General features: G+C 68.6%; 20 protein-coding genes. 8 read left to right on the forward strand and 12 right to left on the reverse strand.

Annotated elements, in window-relative coordinates; translation table 11 throughout:
* Nucleotides 1-50: 50 nt before the first annotated feature.
* Entirely contained in the window at nucleotides 51-440 is a 390-nt protein-coding gene (locus ABFX18_RS14075; RefSeq protein WP_346058668.1) for a TMEM175 family protein, read from the reverse strand.
* A gap of 101 nt (nucleotides 441-541) precedes the next feature.
* Between ABFX18_RS14075 and ddaH the strand changes: the two genes are divergently transcribed.
* Nucleotides 542-1,312 carry a dimethylargininase gene (ddaH, locus tag ABFX18_RS14080; RefSeq protein ID WP_346058669.1) on the forward strand — a complete coding sequence of 257 codons (771 nt, stop codon included), beginning with the start codon at nucleotides 542-544 and terminating at the stop codon, nucleotides 1,310-1,312.
* Nucleotides 1,313-1,353: 41 nt separating this feature from the next.
* Here the strand turns inward: ddaH and ABFX18_RS14085 are convergent, their stop codons facing one another.
* Genes ABFX18_RS14085 through ABFX18_RS14100 form a run of 4 tightly spaced genes read right to left on the reverse strand, consistent with a single transcriptional unit; the run spans nucleotide 1,354 to nucleotide 6,064 of the window.
* Nucleotides 1,354-2,010 carry a TetR/AcrR family transcriptional regulator gene (locus tag ABFX18_RS14085; RefSeq protein WP_346058670.1) on the reverse strand — a complete coding sequence of 219 codons (657 nt, stop codon included), beginning with the start codon at nucleotides 2,008-2,010 and terminating at the stop codon, nucleotides 1,354-1,356.
* A 46-nt stretch (nucleotides 2,011-2,056) separates the two neighbouring features.
* The gene (locus ABFX18_RS14090; protein ID WP_346058671.1) at nucleotides 2,057-3,832 is read right to left on the reverse strand and encodes a bifunctional sugar phosphate isomerase/epimerase/4-hydroxyphenylpyruvate dioxygenase family protein; all 1,776 of its coding nucleotides are present in this window, start codon (nucleotides 3,830-3,832) and stop codon (nucleotides 2,057-2,059) included.
* 11 nt (nucleotides 3,833-3,843) lie between these two features.
* Nucleotides 3,844-5,172: an MFS transporter gene (locus tag ABFX18_RS14095; protein WP_090146286.1), complete on the reverse strand. Its 1,329-nt coding sequence runs from the start codon at nucleotides 5,170-5,172 to the stop codon at nucleotides 3,844-3,846.
* A gap of 28 nt (nucleotides 5,173-5,200) precedes the next feature.
* On the reverse strand, nucleotides 5,201-6,064 hold the full coding sequence (locus tag ABFX18_RS14100; RefSeq protein WP_346058672.1) for a shikimate dehydrogenase: 864 nt from the start codon (nucleotides 6,062-6,064) through the stop codon (nucleotides 5,201-5,203).
* Nucleotides 6,065-6,192: 128 nt separating this feature from the next.
* On the opposite strand from ABFX18_RS14100, the gene ABFX18_RS14105 reads away from it, so the two are divergent.
* On the forward strand, nucleotides 6,193-6,633 hold the full coding sequence (locus ABFX18_RS14105) for a DoxX family protein (protein ID WP_090146281.1): 441 nt from the start codon (nucleotides 6,193-6,195) through the stop codon (nucleotides 6,631-6,633).
* A gap of 10 nt (nucleotides 6,634-6,643) precedes the next feature.
* Here the strand turns inward: ABFX18_RS14105 and ABFX18_RS14110 are convergent, their stop codons facing one another.
* The 4 genes from ABFX18_RS14110 to ABFX18_RS14125 are packed head-to-tail and all read right to left on the reverse strand — an operon-like array spanning nucleotide 6,644 to nucleotide 10,045.
* Nucleotides 6,644-7,435: an IclR family transcriptional regulator domain-containing protein gene (locus ABFX18_RS14110; protein ID WP_346058673.1), complete on the reverse strand. Its 792-nt coding sequence runs from the start codon at nucleotides 7,433-7,435 to the stop codon at nucleotides 6,644-6,646.
* A gap of 41 nt (nucleotides 7,436-7,476) precedes the next feature.
* Nucleotides 7,477-8,646, reverse strand: a complete 1,170-nt coding sequence (locus ABFX18_RS14115) for a thiolase family protein (RefSeq protein ID WP_346058674.1) — start codon at nucleotides 8,644-8,646, stop codon at nucleotides 7,477-7,479.
* Entirely contained in the window at nucleotides 8,643-9,302 is a 660-nt protein-coding gene (locus ABFX18_RS14120; protein ID WP_346058675.1) for a 3-oxoacid CoA-transferase subunit B, read from the reverse strand. The genes ABFX18_RS14115 and ABFX18_RS14120 overlap by 4 nt, the downstream gene beginning before the upstream one ends.
* On the reverse strand, nucleotides 9,299-10,045 hold the full coding sequence (locus ABFX18_RS14125) for a 3-oxoacid CoA-transferase subunit A (RefSeq protein ID WP_346058676.1): 747 nt from the start codon (nucleotides 10,043-10,045) through the stop codon (nucleotides 9,299-9,301). Before ABFX18_RS14125 ends, ABFX18_RS14120 begins: the two co-directional genes overlap by 4 nt.
* Before the next feature lie 112 nt (nucleotides 10,046-10,157).
* Here ABFX18_RS14125 and ABFX18_RS14130 point away from each other — a divergent pair, with 112 nt between their 5' ends.
* The 5 genes from ABFX18_RS14130 (at nucleotide 10,158) to ABFX18_RS14150 (ending at nucleotide 14,381) form a co-directional block, all read left to right on the forward strand.
* On the forward strand, nucleotides 10,158-10,931 hold the full coding sequence (locus ABFX18_RS14130) for an SDR family NAD(P)-dependent oxidoreductase (protein ID WP_346058677.1): 774 nt from the start codon (nucleotides 10,158-10,160) through the stop codon (nucleotides 10,929-10,931).
* Between the two features lie 83 nt (nucleotides 10,932-11,014).
* Entirely contained in the window at nucleotides 11,015-12,028 is a 1,014-nt protein-coding gene (locus tag ABFX18_RS14135) for an aldo/keto reductase family protein (protein ID WP_200330422.1), read from the forward strand.
* 131 nt (nucleotides 12,029-12,159) lie between these two features.
* The gene (locus tag ABFX18_RS14140; protein ID WP_346058678.1) at nucleotides 12,160-13,401 is read left to right on the forward strand and encodes a flavin-dependent oxidoreductase; all 1,242 of its coding nucleotides are present in this window, start codon (nucleotides 12,160-12,162) and stop codon (nucleotides 13,399-13,401) included.
* Between the two features lie 3 nt (nucleotides 13,402-13,404).
* Nucleotides 13,405-13,893, forward strand: a complete 489-nt coding sequence (locus tag ABFX18_RS14145; RefSeq protein WP_346058679.1) for a MarR family winged helix-turn-helix transcriptional regulator — start codon at nucleotides 13,405-13,407, stop codon at nucleotides 13,891-13,893.
* On the forward strand, nucleotides 13,890-14,381 hold the full coding sequence (locus ABFX18_RS14150) for a DUF3237 domain-containing protein (RefSeq protein WP_090146261.1): 492 nt from the start codon (nucleotides 13,890-13,892) through the stop codon (nucleotides 14,379-14,381). The genes ABFX18_RS14145 and ABFX18_RS14150 overlap by 4 nt, the downstream gene beginning before the upstream one ends.
* A 46-nt stretch (nucleotides 14,382-14,427) precedes the next feature.
* Here ABFX18_RS14150 and ABFX18_RS14155 read toward each other — a convergent pair whose 3' ends face one another.
* The 3 genes from ABFX18_RS14155 to ABFX18_RS14165 all read right to left on the reverse strand — a co-directional run bounded on the left by ABFX18_RS14155 (nucleotide 14,428) and on the right by ABFX18_RS14165 (nucleotide 17,626).
* The gene (locus ABFX18_RS14155) at nucleotides 14,428-15,534 is read right to left on the reverse strand and encodes an FUSC family protein (RefSeq protein ID WP_090146259.1); all 1,107 of its coding nucleotides are present in this window, start codon (nucleotides 15,532-15,534) and stop codon (nucleotides 14,428-14,430) included.
* Between the two features lie 72 nt (nucleotides 15,535-15,606).
* Nucleotides 15,607-16,419: a polyphosphate--glucose phosphotransferase gene (ppgK, locus tag ABFX18_RS14160; protein WP_200330428.1), complete on the reverse strand. Its 813-nt coding sequence runs from the start codon at nucleotides 16,417-16,419 to the stop codon at nucleotides 15,607-15,609.
* Nucleotides 16,420-16,453: 34 nt separating this feature from the next.
* Nucleotides 16,454-17,626, reverse strand: a complete 1,173-nt coding sequence (locus ABFX18_RS14165) for an acetyl-CoA C-acyltransferase (protein WP_346058680.1) — start codon at nucleotides 17,624-17,626, stop codon at nucleotides 16,454-16,456.
* 14 nt (nucleotides 17,627-17,640) lie between these two features.
* On the opposite strand from ABFX18_RS14165, the gene ABFX18_RS14170 reads away from it, so the two are divergent.
* Nucleotides 17,641-17,814 (forward strand): hypothetical protein, encoded by a 174-nt coding sequence (locus tag ABFX18_RS14170; RefSeq protein ID WP_346058681.1) that lies wholly within the window; start codon nucleotides 17,641-17,643, stop codon nucleotides 17,812-17,814.
* Nucleotides 17,815-17,878 lie beyond the last annotated feature (64 nt).

Consider the following 17,878-nt stretch of genomic DNA (forward strand, 5'->3'; position numbering starts at 1 on the left):
CTGGTCAGTGATCAGGGAGTCCCGCAGACTTGAGTGAATATGACTCAAGTTTAGCCGCTCCTGCAAGAATGCGCTAGGACCGGGCTCCGATCATCCGTCCGATGAACCGCTGCGCCGGCGCCGACAGCAGCATGACGAGCATCGACCAGTACCCGAGAGCGGGAATCGCGAGCGACGCCGTCGTCATCATCCATGCGCCCGGCGATCGCGGTGGCGACGGGAAGCCAGACGATCGTGAGCAGCCAGCCCGCCAGCAGCCACATGAATGACGACGTCACGCGCTCGACATCGGCGAAGAGCCGGTGATGGATCATCCAGAACATGGCGATCAGCACGAAACTCAGCACGAAGCTCAGCAGCTGCCCCGTGTGATCACCGAGCCAGGTCAGCGCATCGTCGCCGGATCCGACCTGCTCACGGGGTACGGCCTCAGCTGCCATGGGGTCAGTGTAAGCGCGGGCGCCCCTCACGCGCAGCTGTCGTCTTCCGGCGCCCGATAGCCTGGGTACGACCCGTACCCGACCTCGAAGGAATCACACTGATGTCGAAGATCGCCCTCGTGCGCAAGCCCGGCCCCCTGCTCGACAACGGAATCGTCGACCACATCGAGAAGGTGGCGGTCGACCTCGAGCGCGCGCTCGAGGAGTGGCAGGGGTACGTTGCGGCGCTGCGCTCGCACGGCTGGGAGACGATCGAGGTCGATTCCGCCGACGATTGCCCGGATTCCGTGTTCATCGAGGACACGGTCGTGATGTTCCGCAACGTCGCCGTGATCTCGCGCCCCGGTGCCGACAGCCGCAAGCCCGAGACCGCCGGCACGCGCAAAGCACTCGAAGAGCTCGGTCTGCCGATCGCCGAGATTCGCGAACCCGGCACCCTCGACGGCGGCGACGTGCTCAAGATCGGCGACACCGTCTACGTCGGCCGCGGCGGCCGCACGAACGCCGAGGGCGTCGCGCAGCTGCGTCGCATCCTGGCCCCGCTGGGCGCGAAGGTCGTCGGCGTCCCGGTCACGAAAGTGCTGCACCTCAAGACCGCGGTGACCGCGCTCCCCGACGGCACGGTCATCGGCTACCCGGAGTTCGTCGACAACTCCGACATCTTCGATCGCTTCCTCCCCGTGCCGGAGCCGCACGGCACGGCCGTCGTCTGCTTGAGCGAATCCGAGCTCATCATCTCCGCTTCCGCTCCCCGGACCGCGGAGATGCTGCGCGACCTCGGGTACACCGTGACGGAGGTCGCGCTCGCGGAGTACGAGAAGCTCGAGGGCTGCCCCACCTGCCTCTCGGTGCGGGTGCGCAACGCCCACTGAGACGTCGAGCTGATCCCGCTCCTCGCGCACGCCGCGCGGGATCAGTCGCGTCGGCCCGCCGACGCTCCGTTCGTCAGCCAAGAGACCACGACGTCACCGATGACGCCGCGCAGCCGTTCCCGGCGCTTGTCGTCGCGCATGTCGACGCCGAACAGAAATCCGAAGGTGTGCTGGTTGGCGACCTGGAACACGCAGTACGAGCTGATCAGCATGTGCACTTCGAGGGCGTCGACGTCGTCGCGGAACACCCCGTCAGCGCACCCGCGCGCTAAGACGTCCTCGAGAATTCCGAGCGCAGGCCGACTCGCCTCGCGAAGCGAATCGAGTCGGCGGATGAAGCGCCCGTGATGCACGTTCTCGACCGCGACGAGGCGGATGAACGCCTCGTGCTCGAGATGGTGGTCGTAGGTGAGCTCGGCGAGGCGGCGCACCGCTTCGAGCGGCGCGAGCCCCGCGACGTCGAGCCCTCGCTCCGCCTCGCGAATACCGAGATACGCCTGCTCGAGCACCGCCACGTACAGGCCCTCTTTGCTCCCGAAGTAGTAGTAGATCATCCGCTTCGTGGTGCGCGTGCGCATCGCGATCTCATCGACGCTCGTGCCCGTGAACCCCGACTCCGAGAACGCCGCCGTCGCCATCTCGAGCAGTTCGGCGCGTGTCCGATCCGCGTCCCGCTGCCGGTCCTTGGTCTGCGTCACGCCCCCATTCTGCCGCATGAGGGCGGGCAGCACCTCGGGACAGGCGTCACTGCTGAGCATTCAGCCGCACCGGGGTGCTCGCGGCGCCGAACCCGACGTATCCGCCGCGACGCTCGACCATTTCGAAGAACACTCCGCCGAAGGTCGGCGTGTAGAAGTGGACGAACGCGCCGTGCTCGTCGCGATCGTAGAGGAGGCCGAGTTCTCGCAACTCGGCGAGCTCCGCGGGGTCGATATCGAAACGTGCGCCGAGGTCGTCGTAGTAGTTCTGCGGAATGCGCAGCAGGCTGAGCCCCCGGTCCCGGGCGAGGCGCGCCACGTCCGTCACGTCATCGACGCGGATCGCCACGTGACGGGCGAGCGCTGGCGCGCTCGGAGGCGCAAGGTTCAGGGCCAGCTGCACCGCGCCGTCTGGAGTGCGCATCACCGTGCTCCGCACGAGGCCCCTCGGCCCGGGCAGCTCCGCGGTGGATTCGGATTCGAGCCCGAGCACGCTCGTGTGGAACAGTACGGCCGCGTCGAAGCGCTCCCACGAGTAGCCGAGATTGATGTGGTCGACCGCGCCGCCAGCAGCAGCGCCCGCGTGTTCGGTCTCACCGCCTGCGAACTCCTGGATCCAGGACGCCGACGGCGGGCGGTCGCTCCAGAACACCTGCGTGCCGTCCGGCGATGCGACGCCTCGCAGTCGCTGCTCTCCTGCGAACGTTCTGCGGAACACCTCGTCCGCGCCGATGCCGAGCGCGCGATGCATCGCAGCCTCGGTGTCATCCACGAGCATTCCGACGCTCGCCACTCGAGGCTGCGACTCACGAGCTTGCTCGTTCAAGATCACTCGTGCCGAACCCCTGCTCCACAGCCTGACCGGCTTGCTCCGGTGCCGCCCGCCGAAGATGAACCCCAACTGGTCGAGCAACTGGTCGAGTTCCGTCAGATCTTCGCCCGCGACCTCGACGAAGTCCACTCCGCGCGGAACCTGCGGGGCCTGGAGGCGGTCCTCCGACCACCCGTTGGCGGCGGCCGTCTGGTCGGCGAGCCACCGGAGCGAACGAAGCGCGTGATCCGCCGTCTCCCGTGCGTCCGTCTGCCGGAACGTGTCATTGAACACTTCCAGTGAGAGCGGTCCCGAGTACCCGGCGCGCAGCACGTGCGAGAGAAACGCCGGCAACTCGAAGCTGCCTTCACCGGGGAAGAGTCGATGGTGCCGGCTCCAGGAGAGCACATCGAGATCCAGGTCCGGTGCGTCAGCGAGTTGCAGGAAGAAGATCTTCTCGGCGTCGATCTGCTCGATGCCCGAAGGATCGAGACCGAGCGACAGAATGTGAAAGCTGTCGAGACATACGCCGAGGTTCGGACGATCGGCTCGCCGCACGAGATTCCAGGCATGCCGGTAGTCCTGCACGAAGCGGCCCCAGGCAAGCGCTTCATAAGCGATTCGGATGCCGCGGGCCGCAGCGCGGTCGGCGAACTGTCCCAGCTGCCTGACCAGCGTCTCGTCATCCCCGATCGTTGCGGTGGCGACATTGCTGCAGAGCAGCATCAGGTCTGTGCCGAGCCGTTCCATCACGTCGAATTTCGCTTCCGCGCGACTGAGCACCTCGGCGAAGTCGCTGTCGAGCACGCCCTCGGCATCGCGGAAGGGCTGGAACATGTCGATGCGCAAGCCGAGCCTCGCGCACAGTGCCCTGATCTCCTCGGGCGATTCGGGCGCTGCGACGAGGTCGGCATCCATGATCTCGACCCCGTCGAAACCAGCCTCTGCGCAGGCGTGCAACTTCTCGGTGAGCTGCCCGGAGAGGCAGACGGTGGCGATTGAGGTCCGCATACCCATGCTTCCTATCGCCCCTGCTCGACCGGCACCCGAATGCCGAGCGTGTCCGTCGGAACGTCTTTCGTCTCTCGAGCGGTCAGCGCGGCGAGCACGACGATGAGGCAGATCACGCCGGTGAAGATGGAGATGACGACCCAGCCGCCCTCCTGCACGCCTCCGAGCGCCGCGACGATCGACGGCGCGAATCCGGCCATGAGGAAGCCGAGCTGCGTTCCGATCGCAAGACCCGAGAACCGCACGCGGGCGGAGAACATCTCGCCGTAGAACGATGGCCAGACGGCATTCGCCGCCGCGTAGCCGCAGGAGAACGTCAGAATCGCGAGCGCGAAGGTGAGCACGATGTTGTCGCTGCTCATCGAGAGCATGTAGAAGGGCATGAACACGGCTGACGAGATCGCACCGTAGATGAAGACGGGCTTCCTGCCGACCCTGTCGGCGAGCATCGCGAAGAGCGGTTGCGTTCCGAGCGCGACGACGTTCGCAACGACCACGAGCCAGAGCGTGATGTTCTGCGCGAGGCCCACTTCGACTCCGTAGGCGATGGCCAGGTTTCCGAAGACCGTGGAGACGGCCGCGATGAAGGCGCAGAGGACGACGCGGAGCACATCGCGCCAGTGATCGCGGAGCAACGGCATCAGCGGAATCTTCGCGATCTCGCCCTGCGCCTTCGCCTCCTCGAACGTCGGCGTCTCGTGCAGCGTGCGTCGGATGTAGAAGGTGACGACGACCACCACGGCACTCAACCAGAACGGGATGCGCCAGGCCCACTCGTACTTGAACGGATCGTCGTCGGGCAGCATGGTCACCGGCAGGAAGACGAGTGCGGCCAGGATCTGGCCCCCTTGGGTACCGGTGAGGGTCCACGAGGTGAAGAACGACCTGCGGTGATCGGGCGCATGCTCGAGCGACATCGACGACGCACCGGCTTGCTCTCCCGCCGCTGAGAGCCCCTGCAGAAGCCGGCAGAAGACCAGCAGGATCGGTGCCGCCCACCCGATCTGCGCGAACGTCGGGAGGCAACCGATCACGAAGGTGGCCGCCCCCATGAGAACGAGCGTGAACATCAGCACCCGCTGCCGACCGATGCGGTCGCCGAAGTGGCCGAGGATCACGGCGCCGAACGGGCGGGCGATGTAGGCGAACCCGAAGGTCGCGAGCGACATCACCAGTGCGGCCTGATCGCCGTCTGGGAAGAAGATGTGCGGAAAGATGAGCGCCGAGGCCGTTCCGAAGATGAAGAAGTCGTAGTACTCGACGGCGCTTCCCATGAAGCTCGCGAGCGCGGCTCTCACCGGTGTCTTCTGCGGCACATCCGCTCGTGTCTGCGTTGACATGTGCGTGGTTCTCCTGTTCATGGGTCGATCATTCTGCTGCGATCAGGGATTGGAAATGGCGAGTCATGCGGCCGGCATCGGCGGCATGACCCGTGATGATCCGGAAGGCGTCGACGGCTTGGAAGACGGCCATGCCGCTGCCGTCGAGCGTGGCGCATCCGATCTGCCTCGCGCGGCGCAGCAGCGGGGTCTCGATCGGGCGATAGATCACATCGGACACCCAGAGCTCCGGGCGGAGCAGTCCGAGATCGAATGGGGCGCCAGGATGGTGGGCCATCCCGATCGGAGTGCACTGCACGACGCCGTCGCAGGCCGCCAAGAGTTCGGGGAGCGCATCGACGCCGGCCGCGACGACGTCGGCGCCGTGACGTCCGGCCAATGCGTCGGTCAGTTCGGCCGCACGCGACGAGTCAACGTCGACGATCGTGAGCCGCTGCGCGCCGAGGCGCAGGAGCGCGTCTCCCACGGCTGCCCCTGCCCCGCCCGCGCCGATCTGCGTCACGTGACCGAGCCGGACGGTCGGGACGGCAGCGCGGAAGGCGCGCTCGTAGCCTGTCGTGTCCGTGTTGAACCCTGTGCGGCCGTCAGGCCCGAATCGCACCGTGTTGACGGCCCCCACACGTGCGGCGACAGGATCGATCCGATCGAGGAGCGGGATCACCGCCTGTTTGCAGGGGTGGGTGACGTTCACGGCAGTGAACCCGAGGCGTTCGGCCCACTGGAGCACGCTCGGCAGATCGTCGGCATTCAGGTGCAGCGCGGTGAGATCGATCGGCCGGTAGACGTACGTCAGGCCTTGGCGGCGCCCCTCCTCCATGTGCAGTGCCGGCGTCAACGACGGGGCAGTGCCGGAGCCGATCAGACCCGCGAGGATCGGGGAATCGTGATGCACGTCACTCCTCTGTGTCGTCAGCGTTGCCGGATAATGTACTAACCGTTACGTACATGGTACGCCGCGGCGGCTCCGTGTCAAGAAGAGGCGTACGCTGGCCCCATCCATCACCCGCCGGGAGGCCACGCATGAGCGCACTGATCACCACCGCACCACCCCGGGCGACGCCCCTGCAGCATGTCGCTCGGGTGCTTCTGGGGCTCGCGCTCCTGTTCGCAGGGATCGCTCACCTCACGTTCGCACGCCGCGATTTCCAAGCGCAGGTGCCCGATTGGGTGCCCGCAGACAAGGATTTCGTGGTCGTGGCCTCCGGCATCGTCGAGATCAGCCTGGGCGGCGCGGTCGCCGTGCTCGGCAGGCTGCGGGTGCCGATCGGCTGGGTGATCGCGGGGTTCTTCATCGCAGTGTTCCCCGGCAACATCTCGCAGTTCGTGACCCGCTCAGACGCGTTCGGGCTCGACAGCGATGCCGCGCGCGGGATCCGGCTGGTGTTCCAACCGCTCCTCGTGCTCTGGGCCCTGTGGTCGTGCGGAGCACTCCAGGCGATGCGACGCGGGCGCGGGCGCTGAGCGCCGGCGGTTACACGTGCCGCAGATCCTCCGCAATCGCGGCGGTCGTCTCCAGCAGACGCGGAACATGCTCCTCGCGGAGCCGAGCGAGCGAGTCTCTGCTCGCACTCGTCGACACGTTCACCGCCGCGGCGACGGACCCGTCGCGGCGACGCACCGGGGCGGCCGCAGATCGCAGCCCCACCTCGAGCTCGCCGTCGACGATCGCCCACCCCTGCTCGCGCACGCGCTGGAGTTCAGCGCGGAGCCGCTCGGGGTCGGTGAGGGTCCGTTGCGTGAGCGCGGGCGTCGGAGCATGCGCGAGCACGGCCTCGGCTTCCGATTCGGGCAACGCCGCGAGCAGTACCCGCCCCATGCTCGTCGCGTAGGCGGGGAAGCTGGTGCCGATGGTGATGCCGACGGTCATGATGCGCCGCGTCGGCACCCGGGCGACGTAGACGATGTCGCTGCCCGCGAGCACCGCGGCCGACACCGATTCGCCGGTCTCACGTGAGAGCCGCTCGAGGTGCGGCTGCATCACCTCGGGAAGCGAAAGGGCGGAGAGGTAGCTGAACCCCAGTTCGAGCACTCGCGGGGTCAGGGCGAAGGCGCGTCCGTCCGACCGCACGTACCCGAGCGTCTCGAGCGTGCGCAGAAACCGCCGCGCAGCCGCCGCAGGAATTCCGGCCCGCCGTGAAACGTCGCTGAGGCTGAGCTCCGGATGCTCCGCGTCGAAGGCCCGGATCACGGCGAGCCCGCGCGCGAGCGACTGCACGAAGTCGCCGCTCGCCGCCTCGCCCGCGGGTTCTGAATGCGCATTCACGCGCCCACCTTACCGGCCCGACCCGGTGGCCTCCGCACGTGTCATCGTTCGAGCACGACGGCGAGCCCCTGCCCCACTCCGATGCAGATCGCGACCACGGCGACGCCCCCGCCGAGACGCCGCAACCCGTGAGCCGCCCGCCCGATGATGCGCCCCCCCGATGCTCCGAGCGGGTGCCCGATCGCCAGCGCGCCACCGTGCACGTTCAACCGTTCCGGGTCGAGCTCCGGCCACCCGGCCAGGCAGGCGAGCGACTGCGACGCGAAGGCTTCGTTCAGTTCGACGAAGTCGACGTCGGCCCAGCTGCGCCCGGATCGCGCGAGCGCCCGATTCGCCGCCTCGATCGGGGCGATGGGGAAGAGGTCGGGATCCACGCCGTGCGTCGCGCGCCCCGTGATGCGGGCGAGCGGCTCTGCGGCGATCGCCCCCTCGCCGCCGATGAGGACCGCCGATGCGCCGTCGTTGATCGACGAGGCGTTCCCCGCGGTGACGGTCCCGTCGGCCGCGAACAGCGGTCGTAGGGCGGCGAGCTTCTCGACGGTCGAACCGTCGCGTATCCCCTCGTCTCGAGCGAGCTCCGCTCCCGGCACCTGCACGATCTCGTCGTCGAACACTCCGTCCGCCCACGCCGCCGCCGCCCGCTGATGCGAGCGCACCGCGAACGCGTCCTGCTGCTCGCGCGAAATGTTCCACTCGCGTGCGATCCTCTCGGCGGACTCGCCGTTCGAGATGCTCCACGGCGCGGGGAACGCCGGGTTCACCATGCGCCACCCGATGGACGTGTTCCACATCGTCTGGTTGCCGACCGACGGCCACGGCTTCGCCGACTTCTCAACGACGAAGGGAGCCCGGCTCATCGATTCGACGCCGCCGGCCAGCACGATCTGAGCGTCGCCGGATTCGACCGCTCGCGCGGCCTGGATCACCGCTTCGACCGACGATGCGCAGAGCCGATTGACGGTCGTTCCCGTGACGGTGGTGGGGAAGCCTGCGAGCAGGGCGCCGAAGCGCGCGACGTTGCGATTGTCTTCGCCCGCCTGATTCGCATCGCCGAAGATCACATCGTCGATGCGCCCGGGGTCGATGCCGGTGCGCTCCGCACTCGCCCGCATCACGGCGGCAGCGAGGTCGTCGGGGCGCACTCCGGAGAGAGCTCCTCCGGCGCGGCCGAACGGCGTGCGCACCGCATCGTAGATGAATGCTCCGGTCATGATCGTCCCTCCGCGGTCGCATCCGTGAGGCGCAGGCCCGTGGCCGCCTCGAGCATCGGTATCGAGTTGTCGCCGAACAGCTCGCGCACGGTGAACCCGTCCTCGGTCACCTCGAAAACGGCGTGATCGGTGTAGACCCGCGAGACGCACGCGGTGCCGGTCAACGGATACGAGCAGGCCGCGACGAGTTTCGACGCCCCCTGCTTCGTCAGCAGGTCGGTCATCACGTACACGTGCTTCGCCCCGATCGCGAGATCCATCGCCCCGCCGACAGCCGGAATCGCCCCGGGAGCACCGGTCGACCAATTGGCGAGATCCCCGTTGGAGGCGACCTGGAACGCCCCGAGCACGCACACGTCGAGGTGACCCCCGCGCATCATGCCGAAGGAGTCCGCGTGGTGGAAGTAGGCGGCGCCGGCGACGGCGGTCACCGCCTGCTTGCCCGCGTTGATGAGATCGGGATCGACGCGTCCGGCGGCAGGTGCTCGACCCATGCCGAGCATGCCGTTCTCGGTGTGCAGGATGATCTCGGCGTCGTCCGGCAGGTAGTCGGCGACCAGAGTCGGCGCACCGATGCCGAGGTTGACGACGGACCCCTCGGCGATGTCGGCTGCGATGCGTGCCGCGAGCTCCTCGCGGGTGATGCGGGTGCTCATGCGACGTCCCCCTCGGTCTGCACCGGCGCTCCTGCGAGGTCCACGCCTCCCACGAAGACGCCGTCGCGCAGCCAACGGCGCTCGCCGACGGCGACCACGCGATCCACGTAGATGCCGGGAGTCACCACGACCTCCGGATCGATATCGCCGAGCGGGACCACCGTGTCGACTTGCGCGATCGTCGTCTGCGCGGCCGCCGCCATGATCGGACCGAAATTGCGCGCGGTCTCGCGATAGACGAGGTTGCCCCAGCGATCGGCGTTCCACCCACTGATCAGCGCGAAGTCGGCGCGAATCGGGTACTCGAGCGCGTATGCTCGCCCAGCGATCTCGCGGATCTCCTTGCCTGCCGCGAGTTCCGTGCCGACGCCCGTGGGGGTGTAGAAGGCGCCGATGCCGGCGCCGGCCGCGCGGATCCGCTCCGCGAGGTTGCCCTGCGGCACCAGTTCGAACTCGATTGCGCCTGCGCGATAGAGCCCGTCGAACACCCAGGAATCCGCTTGTCGGGGGAACGAGCAGATGATCTTGCGTACGCGACGCTCGGCGAGCAGCGCGGCGAGGCCGTCGTCACCGTTTCCCGCGTTGTTGTTCACGATCGTGAGGTCGCTCGCGCCGTGGGCGATGAGTGCGTCGATCAACTCGATGGGCTGCCCGGCTCTGCCGAATCCGCCGATCATCACCGTAGCGCCGTCGTGAATGCCCGCCACCGCGGCCGCGGGATCCGGCACCGTCTTGTCGATCATGAACGCGTCATTTCGCACAGCGAAGTATAGTTCGTCATGCGAACACACTACCCGATTGCGGCGGTGGGGCACACCCCTGGTCGTCCGCACCGCGTGCTGGCAGACTGGGCCGATGCCTCTTACCGCACTGATCACCGGCGCATCGACAGGACTCGGAGCCGAGTTCGCCCGGCAGCTCGCCGCCGCGGGCGTCGACCTCGTGCTCGTCGCACGCGACCGCGAACGGCTCGAGATCCTGGCCGCCGAGCTGCGGGATCGCCACGGCATCGACGCCTCCGCGCTGCCAGCCGACCTCACCCGCGCTCCCGACCTGGAGCGGGTGGCGGGCCGACTCAGCGCGCGGGATCGTCCCGTCGACATCCTCGTGAACAACGCGGGATTCGGTGTTGCCGACGGCTTCGAGACGAGCGAACTCGACGACGAGCGGAGGCTGCACGAACTGCTGTCATGGGTGCCGCTCCACCTGTCGCACGCCGCCGTCCCGGGAATGCTCGACCGGGGCTACGGCTGGATCCTGAACGTCGCCAGCGTCGCCGCATTCACGCCGACGGGCACCTACGGAGCCGCGAAGGCGGCGATCGTGTCGCTCTCGCGCTCCCTCAACGCGCGCTACCGCCGTCGCGGCGTGCGCGTGACCGCTCTCTGCCCGGGCCTGCTCGACACCGAATTCCATGCGCGGATGGGAGAGGATCACCTGCCCCGCCTCCCACGGATCGCCTGGGCGAGCACCGCCCGCGTCGCGCAGGAGGGACTCTCCGCAGTTCGACGCGGCCGGAGCATCCTGATCTCCGATTGGCGCTACCGACTCCTCGCGCCGCTCATCCACGTGCTGCCCGACCGACTGCTCGAGCGCACGTCGACGACGAACGACGGCGCGCTGAACTGAGCCCGAGCGGCACCCGCGCGGCCCGCACCGCACATTCATCCGACTCACTGCCCGCGCACGCCGAGCGGGCATAGGCTGAGGCAATGGTCAACTATCGGTATCTCGGAAACAGCGGCTTCAAGGTCTCGGAAATCACGTTCGGCAACTGGGTGACGCACGCGTCTCAGGTCGCCGACGACGCGGCGATCAAGACGGTGCACGCGGCGCTCGACGCCGGCATCACCACGTTCGACACCGCCGACACGTACGCGAACACCGCGGCCGAGGCCGTGCTCGGGCGCGCACTGGAGGGGCAGCGACGCGAGGGTCTCGAGATCTTCACGAAGGTGTACTTCCCGACCGGCCAGAAGGGGCCGAACGACACCGGGCTGAGCCGCAAGCACATCCTCGAATCGATCAACGGCTCGCTCCGCCGCCTCGGCACCGATTACGTTGACCTGTACCAGGCTCACCGCTTCGACTACGAGACGCCGCTCGAAGAGACGTTCCAGGCGTTCGCCGACGTCGTACGGCAGGGCAAGGCGCTCTACATCGGCGTCTCGGAATGGACCGCCGAGCAGCTGCGCGAGGGGCACCAGCTCGCGCGCGAATTCGGCGTGCAGCTCATCTCGAACCAGCCGCAGTACTCGATGCTGCACCGCGTGATCGAGGGGAAGGTCGTTCCGGCATCCGAGGAGCTCGGCATCTCGCAGATCGTCTGGTCGCCCATGGCGCAGGGCGTGCTCTCGGGCAAGTACCTTCCCGGACAGCCGGTGCCCTCGGGTTCGCGCGCGACCGACGGCAAGAGCGGTGCGGAGTTCATGCGGAAGTTCTTGGACGACCGGATCCTCGAAGCCGTGCAGGGCCTGAAGCCGATCGCCGAGCAGGCCGGGCTCACCATGCCGCAGCTCGCGATCGCCTGGGTGCTGCAGAATCCGAACGTGGCCGCGGCCCTCGTGGGGGCCTCGCGCCCCGAGCAGCTCGCCGACACGGTGAAGGCGTCAGGAGTCGTGCTCGACGCCGACACGCTCGCAGCCATCGACGATGCGCTCGGCGACATTCCCAATCGCGACGCCGAGGACACGTACGAGGTGTCGCCGAAGACCCGTCTGGTCTGATCCGGCCGGCCGCTTCCGGCCCGCCGCTCTCCGCCGAGCACGGGAGCGTGCGATGCGCTTGCGCACCGCACTCTCCCGTGTTAGTTTTGCCGCAAAACTACTTGGGGACCTCCCATGAACTGGAGTGATCAATGAAGATCGTCATCATCGGCGCCGGCATCGGCGGCCTCCTCAGCGCACTCAGCCTGCACGCCGCCGGCTTCGAGCACATCGAAGTCTACGAGCGATCCGAGGAGATCCGCGGCCTCGGCGTCGGCATCAACCTGCTGCCTCACGCGGTCCGCGAGCTCACCGAGCTCGGCATCGTCGACGACATCGCCGCACTCGGGGTCGAGCCGAGCACGCTCGCCTACTACAACCGCCACGGTCAGCCCATCTGGAGTGAGCCTCGCGGCACCGCCGCAGGGTACGCCTGGCCCCAGCTCTCCGTGCATCGGGGGCGGCTGCAGATCGCGCTCCGCGACCTCGTCGAGCAGCGCGTCGGCGACATCATCCGCACCGGGCACCGGGTCGTCTCCGTGGAACACGGGGAGGAGCAGGATCTGGCGCGATTCACGACGGAGGCCGGCGAGGTCACCGTGTCGGCTGACATCGTGATCGCCGCCGACGGCATCCACTCGGCTGTGCGCGCAGAGCGCTACCCGGAAGAGGGAGCTCCCCCCTCCAACGGGCTCACCCTCTGGCGCGGTGTCGCGTACGCCGAACCGTTCCTCGACGGCAGCACGATGGTGATGGTGGGCGACGGCGAGCAGAAGTTCGTCGCGTACCCCCTCGGCCCGGTCGGAGACGACGGGCGCATGCCCATCAACTTCATCGCTGAGCAGCGGGGAGCAGGATCCGGCCAGGTGGACTGGAACCACCCCATCGACCCGAAGCCCATCGTCGAACTCTTCCGCAAGTGGGCGTTCGACTGGATCGACATTCCCGGCCTCATCGCGAGCGCCGACGAGATCCTCGAATATCCGATGGTGGATCGCGACGCGCTCCCGCAGTGGACGTTCGGGCGCACCACGCTCCTCGGAGATGCCGCGCATGCGATGTACCCCAACGGCTCGAACGGCGGATCGCAAGCGACCCTCGACGCCCGCACGCTGGCATTCCACCTCGCCCACGCCCCCACCCCGCGGGACGGCCTCCGCGCGTACGAAGCCGATCGCCGACCGGCCACCGCTGCACTGCTCGAGCAGACGCGCCAGGCCGGCCCCGAGAAGGTGATGGTGCTCGCCGCGGAGCGTGCGCCTGAGGGCTTCTCGTACATCCACGACGTGATTCCCGAGGCCGAGCTGGCGGATGTCGCGACCGCCTACAAGCAAGCCGCAGGGTTCCACCCGGAGATGCTGAACGCGCGCGCTTCGCTGTCCGTCGAACGCTGACCGATGACCGGCATCGCCGACTCCGCCCGCCTCGCCGGCGTCATCTCGCCCCTGCGGCGTGCGCTGCTCAGCGCCGCGCGGGCCGCCGGGGATCTTCCAGAGATTCCCGATTCTCAGATTCAGATCATCCGCGCACTCCCCTCCGGCACGGCTCTCGCGCCCAGCGATCTCGCTGAGGCGCTCCACCTCGACCGCTCCACGGTGAGCAACCTGCTCGCCTCGATGCAGCGAGCCGGGCTCGTCGAGCGCCGACCGGACGAGGCCGACGGCCGACGCGTACTGGTGACGACCTCGGAACGAGCCAGGGCGCTCTTCACCGCCTACGACCGTGCGAGCACCCGCATTCTCGGGGAATCACTCGAAACGCTCGCCGGCGACGACCTGACCTCGATCGCCGCTGCACTGCCCGCACTCGAACGGCTGCTCGGCGCGCTCCTCAGCGCACACGATCCGAGTCTCCCCCGCGCCACCGAAGAACGGAGCACCTCATGACCCCTCCCGCAGCGCGCCCGTCGGAATCTGCGCTTCCGGCTCCCGGCCTCGAGCACGTGTTCGACGTCTCCGTCGAGCTCGGTGCGATCGAGGATCACGGTCGGACCCGAGCGGGCCACCGCAGAGTCATCCCGATTCTCGGGGGCAGCATCTCCGGGGACGTGAAGGCCGAGATCCTGCCGGGCGGCGCGGACTGGCAGATCGTGCGGACCGACGGCTCGATCGAGATCGACGGCCGCTACTCGGCGCGCACCGCCGACGGCGAGCTGCTCTACCTGCAGGCGTCGGGGGTGCGCAGCGGAGAACCGCACGTGCTCGAATCGTTGCTCAAGGGCGAGACGGTCGACCCCTCCGAGTACTATTTCCGCACCGTGGTCACGATCGAGACCTCGGCACCGGCGCTCGCGCACCTCGAACGATCGCTGTACCTCGCCGTCGCCCAGCGCACGGCGAGCGCTGTGCGCTACGCCACGTACCGCTTCGTGTGACACGACTCGGTGCGTCGCGTCGCACGCCCGAGTGGCTGACGCACGGTCACTCCGGCCGATCCTTCACCACTCGCCGGTGCAGCAGCGCCGTGACCACCGCGATCACCGAACCGATGAGCGTGTCGAGCACGCGCTCGGTCGCAGCGCCCATGAGATCGCCTCCGCCGGCTGCTGCCCCCGTGAGGAGGAGCACGAGCGGCGTGATGAAGACGAGGGCAAGAGCGTAATTGCGCACCACCACGAGCTCGATGATGAACTGCAGCCCGGTGAGTAGCAGCACGAGCGCGAGGGGGAAGGCCCCGAGCGGGGCGATCGCGAGGTAGAGCACCGCGCCGACGAGGGTGCCGACGGTGCGATGCAGCCCGCGGGCGAGCGAGTGTCGGCGCACCGCACTCAGGCCGATGACGGCGACACCCGCGGAGACCGTCCAATAGGCGCGATGGGGATCGATCCAGAGCATCGTGACGACCGTGCCGACGACGGCGACGATCAGAATGCGCAGGATCAGCCGGCGCTCGCCCGGTCCCAACCAGGGCCCGGGCAGCAGCTCGCCGAGGGGCCGCACCGGTTTCGCCCGCTCGGCGTCTCGGAGCAACGGCGCGAGGGCCAGCAGGTACGAGAACAGCGCACCGCCCGCGAGCGCCGCGATGAGTATGAGCGGGGAGTTCAGTCGTTCGCCATCGACCACTGCGGTGATGTTGCCTGCCAGCCCGTAGCTCAGCACGAAGAACACCGGACCGGGCGGGCCGAGCCGGAAGGCGAACGACAGCGCCGCAGTCGCGCCGGCGACGACCACGAGCCCGATGCCCAGCAGCACCGGCCACGGCGACAGCACCGCGCCGAGCGCGGCAGAGCCGATGAGGGCGAGTGCCACGAACGGCAGCACCTTGGCCCGCTCCGCGGCGGCGAGGCTGGCGGCGAAGAGTGCGACGAAGGCTCCGGCAGCGGTCTGCAACCCGATGCCTTCGTATCCCAGTGCGGTCAGCACGCCGAACGGCACGCCGATGGAGAGCGCCGCTCGCAGCGCGATCCAGAGTCTCGGGCCCGGGCCGGCGGGCATCTCGACGAGACTGCGCACCGCTTTGATCACGGCGGTGGGCGGCGTACGGCGATCGGGTCGAGAGGACTCACCGTCTCCGACCGCTTCCGCCATACTCGCCTCCATCTTGCTCGCGCCCGTCCATTCTCCCAGGTGCGGAGTACTCGGGGCGCTCAGGCGTTGCGTTCAGGGCGCGGAATTGCTCGATTCGGGATCGATCGCCTCCGCTGCGAGCCGGGCGGCGCCGATGATGCCGGCGTTGTTGCGCAGTCGCGCCGGAACGACCGGCACCGTGACACCCGCGAATGGAAGAAAACTGTCGGATGCCTTGCTGATGCTGCCGCCGAGTACGAATCGGTCGGGGTTCAGAATCTTCTCGAGGTAACCGATGTACCGGGAGACGCGCGACGCCCACTCGTCGAGCGTGATGCCTTCGCGCTCGATCACCTTCGCAGCCGTGTGGCGTTCGATCGAGGTGAACCCGTCGAGCTCCAGATGCCCGAGCTCGAAGTTCGGTACGAGCACGCCGTCGGCGACGAGCGCCGAACCGATCCCTGTTCCGAAGGTGAGCACGAGCGTCACGCCGGGAAGCCCGCTGACCTCGCCGAACGCGACCTCGGCGATGCCAGCTGCATCCGCATCGTTCACGACGGTGCACGGCGCCGCGACCGCCGCCGAGAGCAGCGCGTGCGCGTCGGTGCCGATCCAGCTGAGGTCGATGTTCGCGGCGGTGCGCATCACGCCGTCGCGCACCACTCCCGGGAGCGTGACTCCGACGGGGAGGTTCGCGCTGCTGTCGAACCCGGCGGCAGCGAGCTCAGCCCGAATCGCAGCGGCCATCGACCCTACCTCGCGAGCGATATCAGCCGGCGCACCGCCTGCGGGGGTCGCGACCTTGTGCCGAGTGCTGATCTTCTCGCCGGTCGTCACATCGATCGCGGCGCCCTTGATACCCGTACCACCGACATCGATGCCGATGGCTGCGTGCTGCAGTCCCATAGCGGCGAGTGTATCGGCAGCGCAGGGGCGATCGCTAGACGGCGCGGAGCACGATGGCGCTGCCCTGCCCGCCGCCGCCGCAGATGCCGATGGCTCCGAGGGATCCGACACCCTGCTCGGCGAGCTGCCGCGCGAGCGTGCCGACGATGCGAGCGCCGGAGGCCCCGATCGGGTGACCGAGAGCGATCGCTCCACCATGCCGGTTGACGATGCTCGGATCGAGGCCGAGCTCGCGGCCCGACTGCACGCCGACCGCCGCGAATGCCTCGTTGATCTCGACCGCTGAGAGGTCGGCGACGGCGATTGCGCCGGTCTTCGCGAGTGCAGCCGTGATCGCCCGCGCGGGCTGCGAATGGAGCTGCGTGTCGGGGCCGGCGACGAATGCGGTCGCCTCGACGCGGGCGAACGGCGCGAGGCCGAGTCGCTCCGCGGCCGCCTCGCTCACGATCACGAGCGCCGCAGCGCCGTCGGTGATCTGCGAGGCGTTGCCCGCAGTGATGGTGCCCTCCTTCGAGAAGGCCGGCCGCAGACCCGCCAGTGCTTCCGCGGTGGTCTCCGCACGCACGCCGTCGTCGCTCGAGACCACCGTTTCGCCCCGACGCGACGTCACCGTGAACGGTTCGATCTCGCCGGCGAGGAATTCGGCCGAGGCTGCGGCGCGCTGGTGGGAGGCCGCCGCGAACGCGTCCTGCTCCTCACGGGTCAGCCCGAGCGGCGTATTGCCGGTCTCAGTGAGCGCGCCCATGGCAACCTGGTCGAATGCGTCTGACAGACCGTCCCGGTCGACCGTGTCGACGAGTGCCGCGTCGCCGTACTTCGTGCCAGCGCGCAACGGCAGCACGTGCGGGGCGAGCGACATCGATTCCTGGCCGGCTGCGACGACGATCTCCGCCTCACCGCTGTTGATGAGGCGCACCGCCTGAGAGACGGCCTCGGCGCCGGAGAGGCACACGGCGTTGAGCGTTACGGCAGGCACTTCGAGGGGGATCCCCGCGCCCACCGCCGTCTGACGGGCCGGGTTCTGGCCGGCGCCCGCCTGCAGCACCTGGCCGACCACGACCGCGTCCACGTCAGCGGGGGCAACGCCTGCACGGGCGAGTGCCGCGCGCACGGCGTGGGCGCCCAGCACGGTAGCCGGCTGCGCGGCGAGCTGTCCGGTGAAACGAGTGAACGGGGTGCGGGCGTATCCCGCGATGAGTGCGGTCATCGGCTGGCTCCTCGGTGGTCGAACGGGGTGCATCCATCATCGCGCACCAGCGGAGCCGCGGCACCTGCGCACCTGCACGGGCGGAGGGCTTCACGGTGTGCACGATGATCGCGCCCGGGCTTGTGCTTGCGATCGGGCTCGGGCTCGGGCTCGGGCTCGAGCTCGGGCTCGGGCTCGGGCGATCATGAATGTCGGTGGTTGCCGGTTGACTGGGGTCATGTTCTCCCTCACGATCGGCACCGTCCCGGCGGA

Origin of the sequence: Leucobacter alluvii (genome assembly GCF_039530485.1) — a bacterium.
GTDB lineage: Bacteria > Actinomycetota > Actinomycetes > Actinomycetales > Microbacteriaceae > Leucobacter > Leucobacter alluvii.

What these genes read in the sequence shown, in the direction of transcription:
- ABFX18_RS14165 (WP_346058680.1), bottom strand. Translation starts at nt 17,626, where the DNA reads ATGACCGCACTCATCGCGGGATACGCCCGCACCCCGTTCACTCGTTTC.
- ABFX18_RS14120 (WP_346058675.1), bottom strand. Translation starts at nt 9,302, where the DNA reads ATGAGCACCCGCATCACCCGCGAGGAGCTCGCGGCACGCATCGCAGCC.
- ABFX18_RS14105 (WP_090146281.1), top strand. Translation starts at nt 6,193, where the DNA reads ATGAGCGCACTGATCACCACCGCACCACCCCGGGCGACGCCCCTGCAG.
- ABFX18_RS14115 (WP_346058674.1), bottom strand. Translation starts at nt 8,646, where the DNA reads ATGACCGGAGCATTCATCTACGATGCGGTGCGCACGCCGTTCGGCCGC.
- ppgK (WP_200330428.1), bottom strand. Translation starts at nt 16,419, where the DNA reads ATGGGACTGCAGCACGCAGCCATCGGCATCGATGTCGGTGGTACGGGT.
- ABFX18_RS14155 (WP_090146259.1), bottom strand. Translation starts at nt 15,534, where the DNA reads ATGGCGGAAGCGGTCGGAGACGGTGAGTCCTCTCGACCCGATCGCCGT.
- ABFX18_RS14150 (WP_090146261.1), top strand. Translation starts at nt 13,890, where the DNA reads ATGACCCCTCCCGCAGCGCGCCCGTCGGAATCTGCGCTTCCGGCTCCC.
- ABFX18_RS14095 (WP_090146286.1), bottom strand. Translation starts at nt 5,172, where the DNA reads ATGTCAACGCAGACACGAGCGGATGTGCCGCAGAAGACACCGGTGAGA.
- ddaH (WP_346058669.1), top strand. Translation starts at nt 542, where the DNA reads ATGTCGAAGATCGCCCTCGTGCGCAAGCCCGGCCCCCTGCTCGACAAC.
- ABFX18_RS14130 (WP_346058677.1), top strand. Translation starts at nt 10,158, where the DNA reads ATGCCTCTTACCGCACTGATCACCGGCGCATCGACAGGACTCGGAGCC.
- ABFX18_RS14145 (WP_346058679.1), top strand. Translation starts at nt 13,405, where the DNA reads ATGACCGGCATCGCCGACTCCGCCCGCCTCGCCGGCGTCATCTCGCCC.
- ABFX18_RS14135 (WP_200330422.1), top strand. Translation starts at nt 11,015, where the DNA reads ATGGTCAACTATCGGTATCTCGGAAACAGCGGCTTCAAGGTCTCGGAA.
- ABFX18_RS14125 (WP_346058676.1), bottom strand. Translation starts at nt 10,045, where the DNA reads ATGATCGACAAGACGGTGCCGGATCCCGCGGCCGCGGTGGCGGGCATT.
- ABFX18_RS14075 (WP_346058668.1), bottom strand. Translation starts at nt 440, where the DNA reads ATGGCAGCTGAGGCCGTACCCCGTGAGCAGGTCGGATCCGGCGACGAT.
- ABFX18_RS14090 (WP_346058671.1), bottom strand. Translation starts at nt 3,832, where the DNA reads ATGCGGACCTCAATCGCCACCGTCTGCCTCTCCGGGCAGCTCACCGAG.
- ABFX18_RS14140 (WP_346058678.1), top strand. Translation starts at nt 12,160, where the DNA reads ATGAAGATCGTCATCATCGGCGCCGGCATCGGCGGCCTCCTCAGCGCA.